Source organism: Janthinobacterium sp. KBS0711 (assembly GCF_000988085.1).
Taxonomy (GTDB): domain Bacteria; phylum Pseudomonadota; class Gammaproteobacteria; order Burkholderiales; family Burkholderiaceae_D; genus Janthinobacterium; species Janthinobacterium lividum_E.
Genome location: NZ_LBCO01000014.1, coordinates 109,798 through 124,058, shown reverse-complemented (window position 1 = coordinate 124,058; position 14,261 = coordinate 109,798). Strand labels below are relative to the sequence as shown.

Below are 14,261 nucleotides of genomic sequence, written 5' to 3'. Positions count from 1 at the left end.
GCGTGAAGATTTACGCTGTCAATGCTTCTTTCTCTGCCGACTCTTCGACCACTTCCTCGTCGTCCGATCGGATCAGGTGGTCAAAGGCGGACAAAGCTGCCTTGGCGCCTTCGCCGGTGGCGATGATGATCTGCTTGTACGGCACCGTGGTGACGTCGCCGGCCGCAAACACGCCGGGGATCGAGGTCTGGCCGCGGGCGTCCACTTCGATTTCGCCGTGGCGCGACAGTGCCACAGTGCCTTTAAGCCACTCCGTGTTCGGCACCAGGCCGATTTGCACGAAGACGCCTTCCAGCTCGACCTTTTTCGATTCGCCGCTGACACGGTCCGTGTAGCTCAGGCCATTGACGATCTTGCCGTCGCCGTGGATCTCGGTCGTTTGCGCCGACGTAATCACCGTCACGTTAGGCAGGCTGTGCAGCTTGCGTTGCAGCACCGCATCGGCGCGCAGTTCCGCGCCGAACTCGATCAGGGTCACGTGTTTCACGAGACCGGCCAGGTCGATCGCCGCTTCCACACCCGAGTTGCCGCCGCCGATCACGGCCACGCGCTTGCCCTTGAACAGCGGGCCATCGCAGTGCGGGCAGTAGGCGACACCGTGGTTGCGGTATTCCTTCTCGCCCGGCACGTTGATTTCGCGCCAGCGGGCGCCGGTGGCCAGGATGACGGTCTTGGCTTTCAGGATGGCACCATTCGCCGTTTCAATCTGCACTAATTTGCCCGGCGTCAATTTCGCGGCGCGCTGGGTGTTCATGATGTCGACTTCGTATTCCTTGACGTGCTGTTCCAGCGCCATGGCGAACTTCGGACCATCCGTTTCCTTGACCGAAATAAAGTTCTCGATGGCCAGGGTGTCGAGCACCTGGCCGCCGAAACGCTCGGCCAGCACGCCCGTCTTGATGCCTTTGCGGGCCGCATAGATGGCCGCTGCCGCTCCGGCAGGGCCGCCGCCGACGATCAGTACGTCAAACACGTCTTTCTTGTTCAACGCTGCCGCCTGGCGGGCGCCGGCATTCGTGTCGAGCTTGGCGAGGATTTCCTCGACATTGGTGCGGCCCTGGCCAAAGTGTTCGCCATTGAGGAACATCATCGGCACGGCCATGATCTGGCGTTCTTCCACTTCTTGCGGGAATACGCCGCCATCGATGGTGGTGACCTTGATGCGCGGGTTGATCACCGCCATCGCATTCAATGCCTGCACCACTTCCGGGCAGTTATGGCAGGAGAGCGAAATAAACGTTTCAAATTCGTAGTCGCCGTCGAGGTTGCGGATCTGCTCGATCACGGCCTCGTCGAACTTGATGGTGTGGCCGCCCACTTGCAGCAGCGCCAGCACCAGGGAGGTAAATTCGTGACCCAGCGGTACGCCGGCGAAACGCACGCCGATGTCCGAGCCTGTACGGTTGATGCTGAACGACGGGGCACGTACGCCAGCGTCAAGGCGCTCGACCAGCGTGATCTTGTCGCTCAACAGGACTATCTCCTGGAGCAATTCCTTCATCTCGCGGGCTTTTGCGCTGTCATCGAGAGAAGCGACCAGCTCAAGCGGATACACCACTTTTTCCAGGTAGGATTTCAGTTGGGTTTTGAGGGTTGCATCTAACATGATTTTTTCTTCCTTTACAAATATTTAGGCGAATGCCGGGCCGGACGCCCGGTCCGGCATCGCGGTAACTACTTGTTTGCTACGTGTTGCATCGAGACTTAGATCTTGCCGACCAAGTCCAGCGATGGGGTCAGGGTTGCTGCGCCTTCCGTCCATTTGGCTGGGCAAACTTCGCCTGGGTGAGCGGCAACGTATTGGGCTGCCTTAACTTTACGCAACAGTTCCGATGCGTCACGGCCGATGCCGTTGTCATGTACTTCCAGCACTTTGATGAAGCCGTCCGGATTGATGACGAAGGTACCGCGCAGTGCCATGCCTTCTTCTTCGATCATGACTTCAAAATTGCGCGACAGGGTACCGGTTGGGTCGCCGATCAGTGCGTATTGCACTTTCTTGATCGCGTCCGAGGTGTCATGCCATGCTTTGTGCGCGAAGTGCGAATCGGTCGAGATGCCGTAGACATCGACGCCCAGCTTCTGGAATTCAGCGTGGTGGTCGGCCAGATCTTCCAGTTCGGTTGGGCAAACGAAGGTGAAGTCGGCTGGGTAGAAGACGAATACCGACCACTTGCCTTTCAGCGATGCTTCCGTCAGGTCGACGAATTTGCCATTGTGGTATGCGGTTGCCTTGAATGGTTTAACTTGGGTATTGATCAGCGACATTTCATTTCCTCTCGTGTGGTGAATCAGTAAGACTCTAGTGTAAGGGGTTTTAGACCATACGCAAAATTGATTGTCGCAATAGTTTCAATTGGTTTTAGCTATCACGACATGATGGGAACTCCATGATAGGCAGTTCCCACGCGATTGGATAGCGGCGACAGTGGATACCCCTGCCGCCGCCAGGTGTTTAGTTCTTCAGTTCTTCCGGTACTTTGCCGCCGTTTTCCGCCAGCTTGATCATCACCTGGCGGTGCAGCCAGATATTCATGCTGGCCGAATCATTGGTGTCGCCCGTGAAATGCAGCTCTTGCGCCAGTTCCTTGCGCGCGGCCAGGCTGCTGTCGAGTTGCAGCAATTTCATCAGGTCGACGATGGACGTGCGCCAATTGAGTTTTTCCGCGTTCTTGCTGGCCAAGTCGACCAGCACCACTTCCACGTCCACGACGGGCGCGGCAGCCGCTGGTGCGGGTGCTGCCGCCGGTGCTGCTGCGGGTGCTGTCGTGGCGGCGGCCGGCGTGGCAGCCGGAGCGGCGTCGGACGAATGGTGGAAGATCTTGTTATAGATATTGCTGAAAATGCCCATGAGGTCACCTCGAGTTGAGTGAATGGAAGAAGGTTTGCCTGCGCACTAGGTCCAGGACCCATGACAGCAACGCCGGGCGCAGGCGCCAGCCCATCGAGTATAAGCCCGTTCAAGCCGGAAGCCCCGTCCCGCAGGCTTGCGCCAGATCTGGTGGCCGACTGGGTCTGTTTCAAGGGTGCAAAGGTCGCCGGGCGTGCAGCAGCGCGTCGAACGCTTCGATGGCCAGCGCTGGCGCAAACAGCTCGCCTTGCGCAAAGTCGCAGCCGATTTCCAGCAGCCGCGCGCGCTGCGCTTCGGTCTCCACGCCTTCGGCGATGACTTGCAAGCCCAGCTTGTGGGCCATGGTGACGATGGCTTCGCACAGCACCAGTTCGCTGGCGCCTGCCGCCAGCTTGCGCACCAGCACGCCATCGAGCTTCAGGTAATCGATGCCGCACTGCTGCAGCTGGGTCAGCGAGGCATGGCCGCTGCCAAAATCATCGAGGGCGATCTGCAGGCCCGCCTCGCGCAAATGCTGCAGGCGCGGCGCCATGCTATTGCCGTTAGGTAAAAGCACATCTTCGCGCATGTCGAGCACGATGGCCGAGGCCGGCACATCGAGCGCCGTCAGCTGGCGCAGCCAAGTGCCGGGCGCCTCCACTTCGCGCTGCAGTTCCAGCGGCGACTGGTTCAGGCACAATTGCAGCCCCGGCAAGCCGATGACCTGCCCTTGCGCGCGCCAGTGCAGCAGTTGCGTGGCCGCCGTGCGCAGCACCCAGTCGCCGATCTCCACGATCAGGCCGCTGCTTTCGGCCAGCGCGAGGAAATCGGGCGGATACACGATGCCTCGCTGCGGATGCTGCCAGCGCAGCAAGGCTTCCGCCTTGGCAATATTGCCGCTGTGCAGTTCGACGATGGGCTGGTAGTACAGCTGCATCTGCTGTTCGCGCAGGGCCGTGCGCAAGTCCGCCCCCATGCGCATGCGGTTGACGGCCGCCACCTGCATGGCGGGCGTAAAGTAACTGTAGCGGTTGCGCCCCGCGCCTTTCGACACATACATGGCCTGGTCCGCCTGCTTGAGCAAATCCTCGATCGTGCCCGCGTCATCGGGATACAGGGTGATGCCGATCGAGGCGGAGACGAAGGCCTGCTCCTGTCCCAGAAGGAACGGCGCCAGCAAGCCGTCGAGTATCTGCCGCGCGATGCGGTCGACTTGCTGCAGGTCGTCGATGTCGGACAGGATCACCGTGAACTCATCGCCGCCCAGGCGCGCCACCGTGTCCGTCTCGCGCACGCCCACGCGGATGCGCCGCGCCGCCTCGATCAGCAAGATGTCGCCCTGGTGGTGGCCGAGGGTATCGTTGACTTCCTTGAAATGGTCGAGGTCGATGAACAGGATGGCCACGCGGCTCGCATCGCGCCGGCCCTGGGCCAGCGCCAATCGCAAGCGCTCGTGGAACATGCGGCGGTTGGGCAATTGCGTCAGAGTATCGAAATTGGCCTGCTGCCAGATCAGCGCCTCCGTTTGCCGTTTGTCCGTCACGTCTTCCAGCATGCACAGGTGGTGCGGCCCGCCATGACGCGCCGTGGCGATGGCCGTCACCGAGGCATCGACCCACACCACGCCGCCATCGGGACGCACGATGCGCTTGGCGTGGCGGAAACCCTGCAGGCGCCGCGCCAGCAGCTGCGCCACGTGCGCCTGCTCCCCGGCCACATCGTCGGGATGGCTGATCTCCATCCAGCTCGAGCGCCTCATGTCCTCCAGGGTACGCCCGGCGATGGCCAGGTAGCGCGGATTAATATCCAGAAACTGTCCGCTCACGGTATCGATCAGGGCGATGCCCATGGGTGCTTCCTCGAACATGGTGCGAAAGCGCAATTCCCCCTGGCGGATGGTTTCCTCCGTGCGGCGGCGCTCGCGTGCCAGGTTGTTGAAGTGGAAGCCGGCCGACACGGCCAGCAAGCTGCCCGCCATCCCCAGCGACAGGTACAGCCAGCCCAGGTCGGCGCCTGGCACGGGGCGGTACAGGAAGCCCTTGTAGGCGCGGCTGGCCGTGGCATTGGGCGGCAGCACGCCCATGGCCGCGTACGTGTCGGCGATGTGCTGCCAGCGCTGGGGATTCATGTAGCCAAGCTCCACCAGCACGGGCTGCAGCAGCAATTCCATTTGCTGCGCCTCGTACAGCAAGTGCGCCTGGTCGTGCCGCTGGCTGTATTTGGCGTGAATCACGCGCGCCATTTCCTCGCGGTGCGCCATCGCGTATTGCCAGCCGCGCAGGCTGGCCGCGCGGAACGCTTTGACACGCTCGGGATGGCGACGCAGTTCCTGTTCGCTGGTAAACAGATTGTCGCCGTAAAAATCGATGCCGGCCGTGCGCGGCGTAAACTGGTAATAGGAAAAGCCCGCCCGGTCCAGGTAGTCCGGTTCGTTGGTGGAGTACGCGGCAATCGCATCGACCTTGCCATCGATCAAATCCTCGATCCGGTAGCTGGGCGGCAAGTGGCGCATCTGCTGCGGCGCGACGCCCATTTTCCCCAGGAATAGCGACACTTCATCGGAGGCGGCCGCCACATTGACGGCGGCACCGATCATCACGGGCACCCCCACCAGCTTGCGCACGTCGGGCGCGCCGCCCTGCTGGCGCATCAGCAGCACGCTGGGCGAATGCTGGAACACGACGGCCAGCACCACCACGGGCTTGCCCGCCAGGCGGCTGAGCAACAAGGTGCTGTTGCCCACGCCATACTCGGCCTGGCCCGACAACACGGCCGCCTCGGCAAGCGGCACGCCGCTGCCTTCGACCAGTTTCACCTCCAGCCCCGCCTCGCGGTAATAGCCTTGCTCGATGGCCGCGTAATAGCCGGCGAACTGGAACTGGTGCGTGAAATTGAGGTGCAGGGAGACGGCTTCCAGCGCCCGGACGGGCGTGGCCAGGCACAGCAGCAGAATGAAACAGCAGCGGAAAGCGTCGGAGGCTTTCATCGGCATGGCGGGACACCACAGGAAGCTGCCGCGTTGGCAGGGGTAAGGCTATTGTAGCCGCCCCTTTTGCCGATGGATAATTATTTCAGTGCGGACAATAGCGTTGATGTTTTTAGCAAACAATCACGCCATTGTTTGCGTTAAAACACGACACCGGCCACCAGAATGATGTTGGCGTACGGACTGCATTCGCCCGTGCGCACGATGGCGCGCGCGCCCTTGCTCAATTGCTTGAACTCGTCGTGCGTCACCTGGCGCGCATCGGGCAAGGCCAGGGCCGCCACCTGCGCCGCCATGGCCGGATTATGCTGTGGCAACTCGCTGGCGAGCAAATGGTATTCCACCTGCATTTCGCTCAATACCGTGTTTACGGTATCGATGAAGCCGGGGATGCCGCGCGTCAGGGCCAGGTCGATCAAGGGCACGCCTGGCTGCGAGGGCAAGCCCGCGTCGCCGATGACGAGCATGTCGCCATGGCCGAGCGAAGCGATCAGTTGCGACAGCGCAATATTAAGCAGCGGTGATTTTTTCATGGTTCAGAACAGCTCGTGCAAGTGGGGGATCGACGTTTGCGCGCCGGGCTTGGTGACGCTCCAGGCGGCCGCGCGCTGGCCTTGCTGGATCGCTTCCGCCTCGTCCATGCCGGACGCGAGGCCCGCCACGAAGCCGCCGATGAAGGTGTCGCCGGCGGCCGTCGTGTCGACGGCTTTCACCGCTTCGGCCGGGAACGTGTAATCGCCGCCGTACAGGGCCGCGTGCACGCCCTTGGAACCCAAGGTGATGATGACGTTGTCGCTGCCCAGCTTTTGCAGCGCGGCGGCCAGCGCCTTGACGTCCGCACCTTCCGGGCTGACGCCGGCCAGCATGGCCGCTTCGATTTCATTCGGAATCAGGTAATCGACCAGTTCCAGCACGCCTTCCGGCAAGCTGGCGGCCGGAGCCGGGTTCAGCACCACGGTCTTGCCCAGCGAACGGGCCAGCTTGATCGCGTGCACGACGGTGGCCATCGGGGTTTCCAGCTGCAGCACGACGATGTCGGCCTGTTCAATTAAGCCTTGCGCCGCGTCAATGTGCGCGGGGCTGAGCAGATCGTTGGCGCCGCCGGCGATGACGATGCTGTTCTGGCCATTGTCGTCGACGAGGATGGAAGCGATGCCGGACGCGACACCGGGCAAGGTCGTGATGTGGCTGTCGATGATGCCGTCGCCCACCAGCGCCGCGCGCAGGGTCGCGCCAAACGCATCGTCGCCCACGCAAGCGACCATGGCCACTTGCTGGGCACCGGCCACTTTGCCGCTCAGGCGCGCGCAGGCCACGGCCTGGTTGGCGCCCTTGCCGCCAGGGATGGTTCTAAACGCGCCGCCCGTCAGGGTTTCGCCGGGGAGGGGCATGCGCGGCACGCGCAAGACCAGGTCCATATTGATGCTGCCGATAACCACGATCATGATGTCATTCCCATCAGTTCAGTTGCAGGTGAAGAAGTAGGTGCGGTAGAAGTTACAGCGGCCGCCACGCTGGAGCCGCGCACGTGCAGTTCCGGCGCGATGCTGCGCTGCTGGCGCGGCAAGGCGGGGTCGGCGATGCGCGCCAGCAGGCAGGCGGCCGTGATGTGGCCCAGCTCGCGCGTATTTTGCGCCACGCTGGTCAAGGCTGGATGCACGAAGCTGGCCAGGTCGATATCGTCGAAGCCCACGACGGCCAGGTCCACGGGCACGGCAATGCCCCGCTCGGCGGCGGCGCGCAGGGCGCCAAAGGCCATCAAGTCATTGCAGCAGAACAGGGCGTCGGGGCGCTGGCCTGGCGGCAGCGCCAGCAAGTCCAGCGCGGCCGCATAGCCGCCCGCGCTCGTAAAATCGCTATGGCGGCACAGCGCGTCGTCCAGGGCCACGCCCGCGTCCGCCACGGCGCTGCGCACGCCGGCTATGCGGTCGTTGGAAATGCTCACTTCACGGGGACCGGCGATGCAGGCAAGACGCCGGCGTCCCAGGCCCAGCAAATGGCGTGCGGCCAAGGCACCGCCGGCGCGGTTGTCGACGGCCACGGCATCGATGGACAGGTCGCTGGGCGCGCGGTCGAGCAGCACGGCCGGCACCTTCATCTTGCGCAGCAATTCGCCGTCGCTGTCAGCCAGCGCGGACAAAATCAGGCCGTCGCAGCGCTTGGTCAGCAGTACATTTAAATAGTCGCGCTGCTTGACGGGGTCGTCATCGGAATTGCATAAAATCACGCTGTAGCCGGCCGCGTAGCAGCTGTCCTCGATGCCGCGCGCCACTTCCGAGAAATACGGATTCGTATTATTCGGAATGATCAGGCCGATGGTGCCCGTGCTGCGGCTGCGCAGGGAACGCGCCAAGGCGCTGGGCACGTAATGCAGTGCCTCCGCCGCTGCCAGCACGGCGCGGCGCGCCTCGTCGCTGACGGGGCGGGTATTGTTGAGGACGTGCGACACGGTGGTAAACGACACCCCCGCCGCCTGCGCCACTTGTTTGATGGTTGCCATGGGCCAGTATTATGAACGCTCGCCGCGACGTCGGTAGGTGTCGAGCACCACGGCCGCGACGATCACCAGGCCCGTGACGATACGTTTCACGGGTTCGGACACCCCCACTTGCGCCAGGCCCGCTTCCAGCACGGAAATGATCAATACGCCGATAAAGGTGCTGATGACGGAACCGCGTCCGCCCATCAAGCTCGTGCCGCCGATCACGACGGCGGCGATCACTTGCAATTCCATGCCCACGCCGCCGTTCGGATCGGCCGCTTCCAGGCGCGACACTTGGAACAGCGCGCCCACGCCGGCAAGAAAGCCCATCAGTGCAAACACCAGTACTTTCGACGGCTTCGTGTTGATGCCGGACAAACGCACGGCTTCTTCATTCGTGCCGATGCCAATCCAGTGGCGTCCCAGCACCGTGCGCGTGAGCACCAAATGGCCGATGACAACGATGGCGATCGAGGCGATGAAGGCGGGCGACAGGCCAAACGCGATCGGCGAGCTGATGCCGTCAACGGCGCTGCCGATGTATTCCGTGCGCGAGTTCGTCACTTGATACGCCATGCCGCGCGCCATTTCCAGCACGCCCAAGGAAACAATGAACGAGGGAATGCGCCAGCCGACGGAAATCAAACCTGTGGTGGCGCCGCACAGCGCGGCGACGAACATGCCCAGCAGGGCCGCGCTCCACACGGGCCAGCCCCAGTGCACGACGGCCAGCGACAGCACGGAAGCGGCCAGCGCCATCACGGAACCCACCGATAAATCGATGCCGCCGATAATCAGCACGAAGGTCATGCCGACAGCCATCACGACGAGGGTCGGGATATTGTTCGACAGGGTGCTCAAGGTGGCCAGGGTGAAAAAGTTTTCGCTGGCGAACGAGAACAGCACACACATGGCGACCAGGGCGCCGATCAGGCCCGCATAGTTTTTCAGGTCGGCCAGGCTGCGCTGCAGATACGAAGGAGAGGAATTGGTGGTCATGGGAATCTTTCCGGCGGATCAGGCCGCAGCTGGAGTGGAAGTGGGGGTCAAATAGCCGGAGAAGGCGGCCGACAGCAGCGCGTCCTGGCTCCAGGCGCCGCGCTCGAAGGTCTCGACGATGCTGCCGGCGCTCATGACGGCGATGCGGTCGCAGATCAGCATCAGCTCGCGCAAGTCGCTCGATACAATGACGAGGCCCTTGCCCTGGCGCGCCTGTTCGGCCAGCACCTGATAAATATCAAACTTGGCGCCGATATCGATGCCGCGCGTGGGCTCGTCGAACAGCATGACGGGACAGTCGCGGTACAGCCAGCGGGCGATCACCACCTTTTGCTGGTTGCCGCCGGACAGTTCCGCCACCGTTTGCGCACTGTTGCGCGAGCGGATGCCCAGGCGCTCGATGTAATCATCGGCCACCGACGCTTCGGACGCATCGTTGAGCCAGCCCGCGCCGCTGACGGTGTCGAGCGAGGCCAGGGTCGTGTTGACGGCGATGGACTGGCGCAACAACAAGCCTTGTCCCTTGCGGTCTTCCGTGATCATGGCGATGCCCGCTTTCACCGCTGCCTGCGGCGAGGCCAGGGCGGCCGGCGTTTCGCTGTCGCCAAGGAACACGTCACCCGCGTCGGCACGGTCGGCGCCGAAGATCAGGCGCAGCAATTCCGTGCGGCCTGAGCCGATCAGGCCGGCGATGCCGAGGATTTCGCCGGCGCGCAAGTCGAACGAGGTCGAGTTGACGACCTTGCCGCGCGCCAATCCCCGCACGCGCAGCAGCGGCGCGCCGATGGTGCGCCCGCTCAAGTCCACCGCATCGTCGGCCGAACGGCCCACCATCAGGCCGACCAGGTCGGCGGCGGAGTAGCCCGCGATATCGTCGTCGCACACGAGCTGGCCGTCGCGCAACACGGCAATGCGGTCGGCCACGCGCTTGAGTTCTTCCAGGCGGTGGGAAATATAGATGATGCACACCCCTTCTGCTTTCAGGCGCTCGATCTGCAGGAACAGCAATTCCACTTCGCGGTGCGTCAGCATGGCCGTCGGCTCGTCGAGCACCAGCAGGCGGCAGGCGCCGATCAGATTGCGCGCGATCTCGATCATTTGCTGGTGGCCGATGCCCAGTTCGCCCACGAGGGTCCACGGGTCGAGGCCGCCCAAGCCCACTTTTTCCATCTGTTCGCGCGCGTCGCGCTCGAGACGGGCGCGGTCGATGAAGCCGAAACGCTGCGGCAGGTTTTTCAGGTACAGGTTTTCCGCGATCGACAGGGTAGGAATCAGATTGAGTTCCTGCATCACCATGCGGATGCCCAGCGCTTCGGCCGCGCCGCGCGAGGCGGGCTGGTAAGGCTTGCCGTCGAGCAGCATCATGCCCGTGGTGGCTTGCTCCAGGCCGCAGATGATCTTCGACAGGGTGCTCTTGCCAGCACCATTTTCGCCCGTCAGCGCCATGACCTGGCCAGGGGCGAAGCGCAGGCCCACGCCGCCCAGCACGGGGCCGACATAGGATTTGCCGATGTTATCCAGGGTCAATAGAGGGGTGGCGGCTGATGGCGCCGGGGGAATGTCGGTAGGCATGATAAAACTCCGCGGTAGTGGCGGCGGGGCCGGCGCTGCCTACTCGCATGAGTACGCAGACGAGGGCCCCGGCGGGATCAAACGATCAGGACTTGGCGCCCTTGGCGACCAGTTCGACCTTGGTTTCGATGACGCCACCCAGATCGGCCTGTTTCTTCTTCTGTGCCAGCGCTTTCAGCACGGTGTCGATGCCGAACACGGCTTGCTGCGAACCGAACTGGTCGGCGGTTGCCAGCACGCGGCCATCGGCCAGCATCGGCTTGATGGCGTTGATGTTGTCGTAACCGACGACGAGCACTTTGCCCGTCTTGCCGGCCGCCTTGATGGCGGAAATGGCGCCGATGGCCATGTTGTCGTTACCGCACAGCAAAGCCTTGATATTCGGATTGGCGTTCAGCATGGCGGCCGCCACCGTGTTGGCAGGAGCGATTTCCCACTGGCCCGACTGCACACTGACGACCTTGGCGCCGGCCGCGTTCATCGCGTCCTGGAAGCCCAGGGTGCGCTGCTGCGCGTTGTAGGTCGTCGACACGCCTTCGATGATGCCGACCGGGTCGCCCTTCTTGATCTGCTTGGCCAGGAAGTCGCCGACGACCTTGGCGCCCTTGCGGTTGTCCGGGCCGACGAACGGCACGCTGATGCCCTTCTCTTTCAGGGCGCCTTCGTCGAGCTTGTTGTCGATATTGACGACGATGATGCCCGCGTCGATGGCTTTCTTCAGCACCGGCACCAGCGCTTTCGAGTCGGCCGGGGCGATCACCAGCGCGTTGACGCGCGAGACGATCATTTGCTCGACCAGCTTGATCTGGCTCGACGTATCCGTCTCATCCTTGATGCCGTTCGACAGCAGGTCGTACTTGGCGGCATTCGCCTTCTGATGCGCCTTGGCGCCATTTTCCATGGTCAGGAAAAATTCATTGGCGAGCGACTTCATCACCAGCGCCACCTTCGGTTTGGCAGGTGCCTGCGCCATCGCCGGCACGGCGGGCAAGGCACACACCAGGACAGCGGCGGCAATCATTTTCAGGCGAATACGGGATGTCATGAGCGTCTCCAGAGTTGTTGGTCAAGCACGTGTAGATCATGCTTTTATGAAATTTTACGGCGCGCAAACGTTTGCGCGAAGCGAATAGTGCCTCAATGCCCTATTACAGTGCAAGCAAAACTGTATGTGCGGTGCAGCAAAAAGGAGCGCCCAGAGGGAAACAGGCAGGCTGATGCGATCAGCCTGCCGAGGGGAAATGCGCGGAAGTCAGGCGTTTGCTACGGACGGGCGCTGGCCCACTGCACGGCCAGCACGCTGGCCAGCACCAGCAGCAAGCCCAGCATCGACCAGCCCGTCATGGCCTGGCCCAGCAAGGCCCAGCCCAGCACGACGGCCATGAGGGGACTGAGCAGGCCCAAGGAGGAGACGGCCACGGGCGACAGCCTGGCGATGCCGCGAAACCACAGCGCGTACGCCAGCAGGGCGCCGGCCAGGCACAGGTAGGCGTAGGCCAATATTTGCGGCAAGGACAAGGCCGGCAGCGGCGCGTCGGCCAGCCAGGCGACGGGCGCCAGCATCAGGCCGCCCAGCAGCAATTGCCAGCCCGTCAGCGCCAGCACGGGCAAGTCCGGCTTCCAGCGCCGCGTCAGATAGGTGCCGGCCGCCATGCAGGCCGTGCCGCCCAGCGCGGCGGCGATGCCGATCGGTTCCCACACCGTGCGCGGCGACAACAACAAAATTCCCATGCCGGCCACGCCCAGTACGCTGGCTCCCAAGGCCAGGCGGGCCGGACGGCGCCCTTCCACGCCCCAGGCCAGGCCCATCACCAGCAGCGGCTGGACGGCGCCCACCACGGCAGCCAAGCCGCCGGGCAAGCGGTAGGCAGCGACGAACAGCAACGCCTGGAACACGCCGATATTCAGCGCCGACAGGATCAGCACGCGGCCCCAGTCGCGCCGCGCGGGCAAGCGCCGCATGACAAGCAGCAACAGCAAGCCGGCCGGCAGCACGCGGATCAGGGCCGCCGTGAAGGGCCGGTCCGGCGGCAGCAGTTCGGAGGTGACGATATACGTGGAACCCCAGATCAGGGGCGCCAGCGCCGTGAGCACGATATCGCCCCAGGCGGGACGGTCAGGAGAGGCAGGCATGGACTATCTCGACATCAAGATAAAAAACCAGTGTGGGCGCAAACTATCTTGATGTCAAGATAAATTGGCGTTGGGTCGCCGCCAGACGGGCGTAAAAAAGCCCGGCATGGCCGGGCTCCGGGATGATGCGAGACAACAAGCTGCGCCGTCTGGAAAATGGGCTAGTCGCGCACCCGCTGCAGGACCGCGATCCGCAAGCCGCCCAGCATGAGCGTGGCCGTATTGTTGCTGTTGCTCAGACTGACCTGCATGGGCATGCCGCCCCGCTCTTCCGAGAGGATCGTCACGACATTGCCCTCGGCGGTAAACGTGGCCTTGCTTGCCTTGCCATGTTCATCGATCATGCTGTACCGCGTAAATTCCAGGACTTCGCCCGCCGAGGTCTTCCATTTGCCCACCAGCGGGTGGCCGCCAAAGCTGAACAGGCTTTTCAGCTTGTCCAGCATGCCCGCTCCTTGCGCGCCGGACGCGTTGCGCATGGCGCCCGCCATGGCCATGGCGGCCTCGTGCATTTGCGCGCGGTCGGTGACTTGCCATTGCTTGTCGACCAGCGCCAGCGGCAGTTGCACTTCCAGGTCGCCGCCCGGCAAGCGCTGCAGGATCAGCGCGCGGTCCGGTGATTTGGCGAGCCACGCCGCTTCATCGGTCAGCGCCAGCTTGGCTGTCGCCATCGCCACCTGCTGCCCGCCCATGTCGCGCACCTGCTCGTAGCCGCTGACACTGGCCACTTTCACGCCCTTGGCCACGCACAGCTTGTCGCCACGCAAGGCCGCCTTGCCCGGTGCGGCCAGCGCATAGACAAATTGCGATTGCGCAATCCAACCGCCGCTGCTTTGCTCGACGGGAGCGTTGTACAGGCCGCCACGCACGAGGATATCGAGCCATTGCCGAGTGGAACTGTCGTACGACGCCACGCGGATTTCTTCCTTCTGGTACGGCAAGTTGGACAAGCACAGCAGCTTGTCGCGTGCCGCCTCGTCGGTCGCCAGGTGGGCGTCGATGGCGCGGCTGAAACTGCTGGCCGACGCCGCCTCGGGCGCCAGCAGCCACGCCAGCGCGCCACCGGCCACGACGACCACCGCCAGCGCGCCGCCGGCGATCATGATGTGGCGCCGCTGCACGCCAGCGCCAGCCGGTTTGGCGGGCGCGGCGGGTGCCGGAGACGGCGCGACGTTGACGGTCTTGCCGCACTCGTCGCAGAAACGCGCGTCGGGCGCATGGGCGGTGCCGCACTGTTTACAGAATTGCGCCATGGTCTG

The 14,261-nt window shown here is 63.5% G+C and carries 12 protein-coding genes; all 12 read right to left on the bottom strand.

The features are described 5' to 3' along the window. Positions 1-10: 10 nt before the first annotated feature. Complete coding sequence (gene ahpF / locus VM94_RS09210; RefSeq protein WP_046683220.1) at positions 11-1,606, bottom strand: alkyl hydroperoxide reductase subunit F; 1,596 nt, start codon at positions 1,604-1,606, stop codon at positions 11-13. Between the two features lie 98 nt (positions 1,607-1,704). After that, on the bottom strand, positions 1,705-2,268 hold the full coding sequence (ahpC, locus tag VM94_RS09205) for an alkyl hydroperoxide reductase subunit C (protein ID WP_034753905.1): 564 nt from the start codon (positions 2,266-2,268) through the stop codon (positions 1,705-1,707). 187 nt (positions 2,269-2,455) lie between these two features. Continuing rightward, complete coding sequence (locus tag VM94_RS09200; protein ID WP_046683219.1) at positions 2,456-2,851, bottom strand: DUF3597 domain-containing protein; 396 nt, start codon at positions 2,849-2,851, stop codon at positions 2,456-2,458. A gap of 169 nt (positions 2,852-3,020) precedes the next feature. Beyond that, entirely contained in the window at positions 3,021-5,822 is a 2,802-nt protein-coding gene (locus VM94_RS09195; RefSeq protein ID WP_052755676.1) for an EAL domain-containing protein, read from the bottom strand. Between the two features lie 134 nt (positions 5,823-5,956). After that, positions 5,957-6,349 carry a D-ribose pyranase gene (gene rbsD / locus VM94_RS09190; RefSeq protein ID WP_034753900.1) on the bottom strand — a complete coding sequence of 131 codons (393 nt, stop codon included), beginning with the start codon at positions 6,347-6,349 and terminating at the stop codon, positions 5,957-5,959. Between the two features lie 3 nt (positions 6,350-6,352). Beyond that, positions 6,353-7,261 carry a ribokinase gene (rbsK, locus tag VM94_RS09185; RefSeq protein WP_046683218.1) on the bottom strand — a complete coding sequence of 303 codons (909 nt, stop codon included), beginning with the start codon at positions 7,259-7,261 and terminating at the stop codon, positions 6,353-6,355. Continuing rightward, complete coding sequence (locus VM94_RS09180) at positions 7,258-8,316, bottom strand: LacI family DNA-binding transcriptional regulator (protein ID WP_046683217.1); 1,059 nt, start codon at positions 8,314-8,316, stop codon at positions 7,258-7,260. Before VM94_RS09180 ends, rbsK begins: the two co-directional genes overlap by 4 nt. A gap of 9 nt (positions 8,317-8,325) precedes the next feature. After that, the gene (locus VM94_RS09175; RefSeq protein WP_046683216.1) at positions 8,326-9,297 is read right to left on the bottom strand and encodes an ABC transporter permease; all 972 of its coding nucleotides are present in this window, start codon (positions 9,295-9,297) and stop codon (positions 8,326-8,328) included. An 18-nt stretch (positions 9,298-9,315) separates the two neighbouring features. Beyond that, the gene (locus tag VM94_RS09170; RefSeq protein WP_046683215.1) at positions 9,316-10,869 is read right to left on the bottom strand and encodes a sugar ABC transporter ATP-binding protein; all 1,554 of its coding nucleotides are present in this window, start codon (positions 10,867-10,869) and stop codon (positions 9,316-9,318) included. 85 nt (positions 10,870-10,954) lie between these two features. Next, positions 10,955-11,914, bottom strand: a complete 960-nt coding sequence (locus tag VM94_RS09165) for a sugar ABC transporter substrate-binding protein (protein WP_046683214.1) — start codon at positions 11,912-11,914, stop codon at positions 10,955-10,957. 218 nt (positions 11,915-12,132) lie between these two features. Then, positions 12,133-13,002, bottom strand: a complete 870-nt coding sequence (locus VM94_RS09160; RefSeq protein ID WP_046683213.1) for an EamA family transporter — start codon at positions 13,000-13,002, stop codon at positions 12,133-12,135. A gap of 161 nt (positions 13,003-13,163) precedes the next feature. Then, the gene (locus VM94_RS09155; RefSeq protein WP_046683212.1) at positions 13,164-14,255 is read right to left on the bottom strand and encodes a zinc ribbon domain-containing protein; all 1,092 of its coding nucleotides are present in this window, start codon (positions 14,253-14,255) and stop codon (positions 13,164-13,166) included. Positions 14,256-14,261 lie beyond the last annotated feature (6 nt).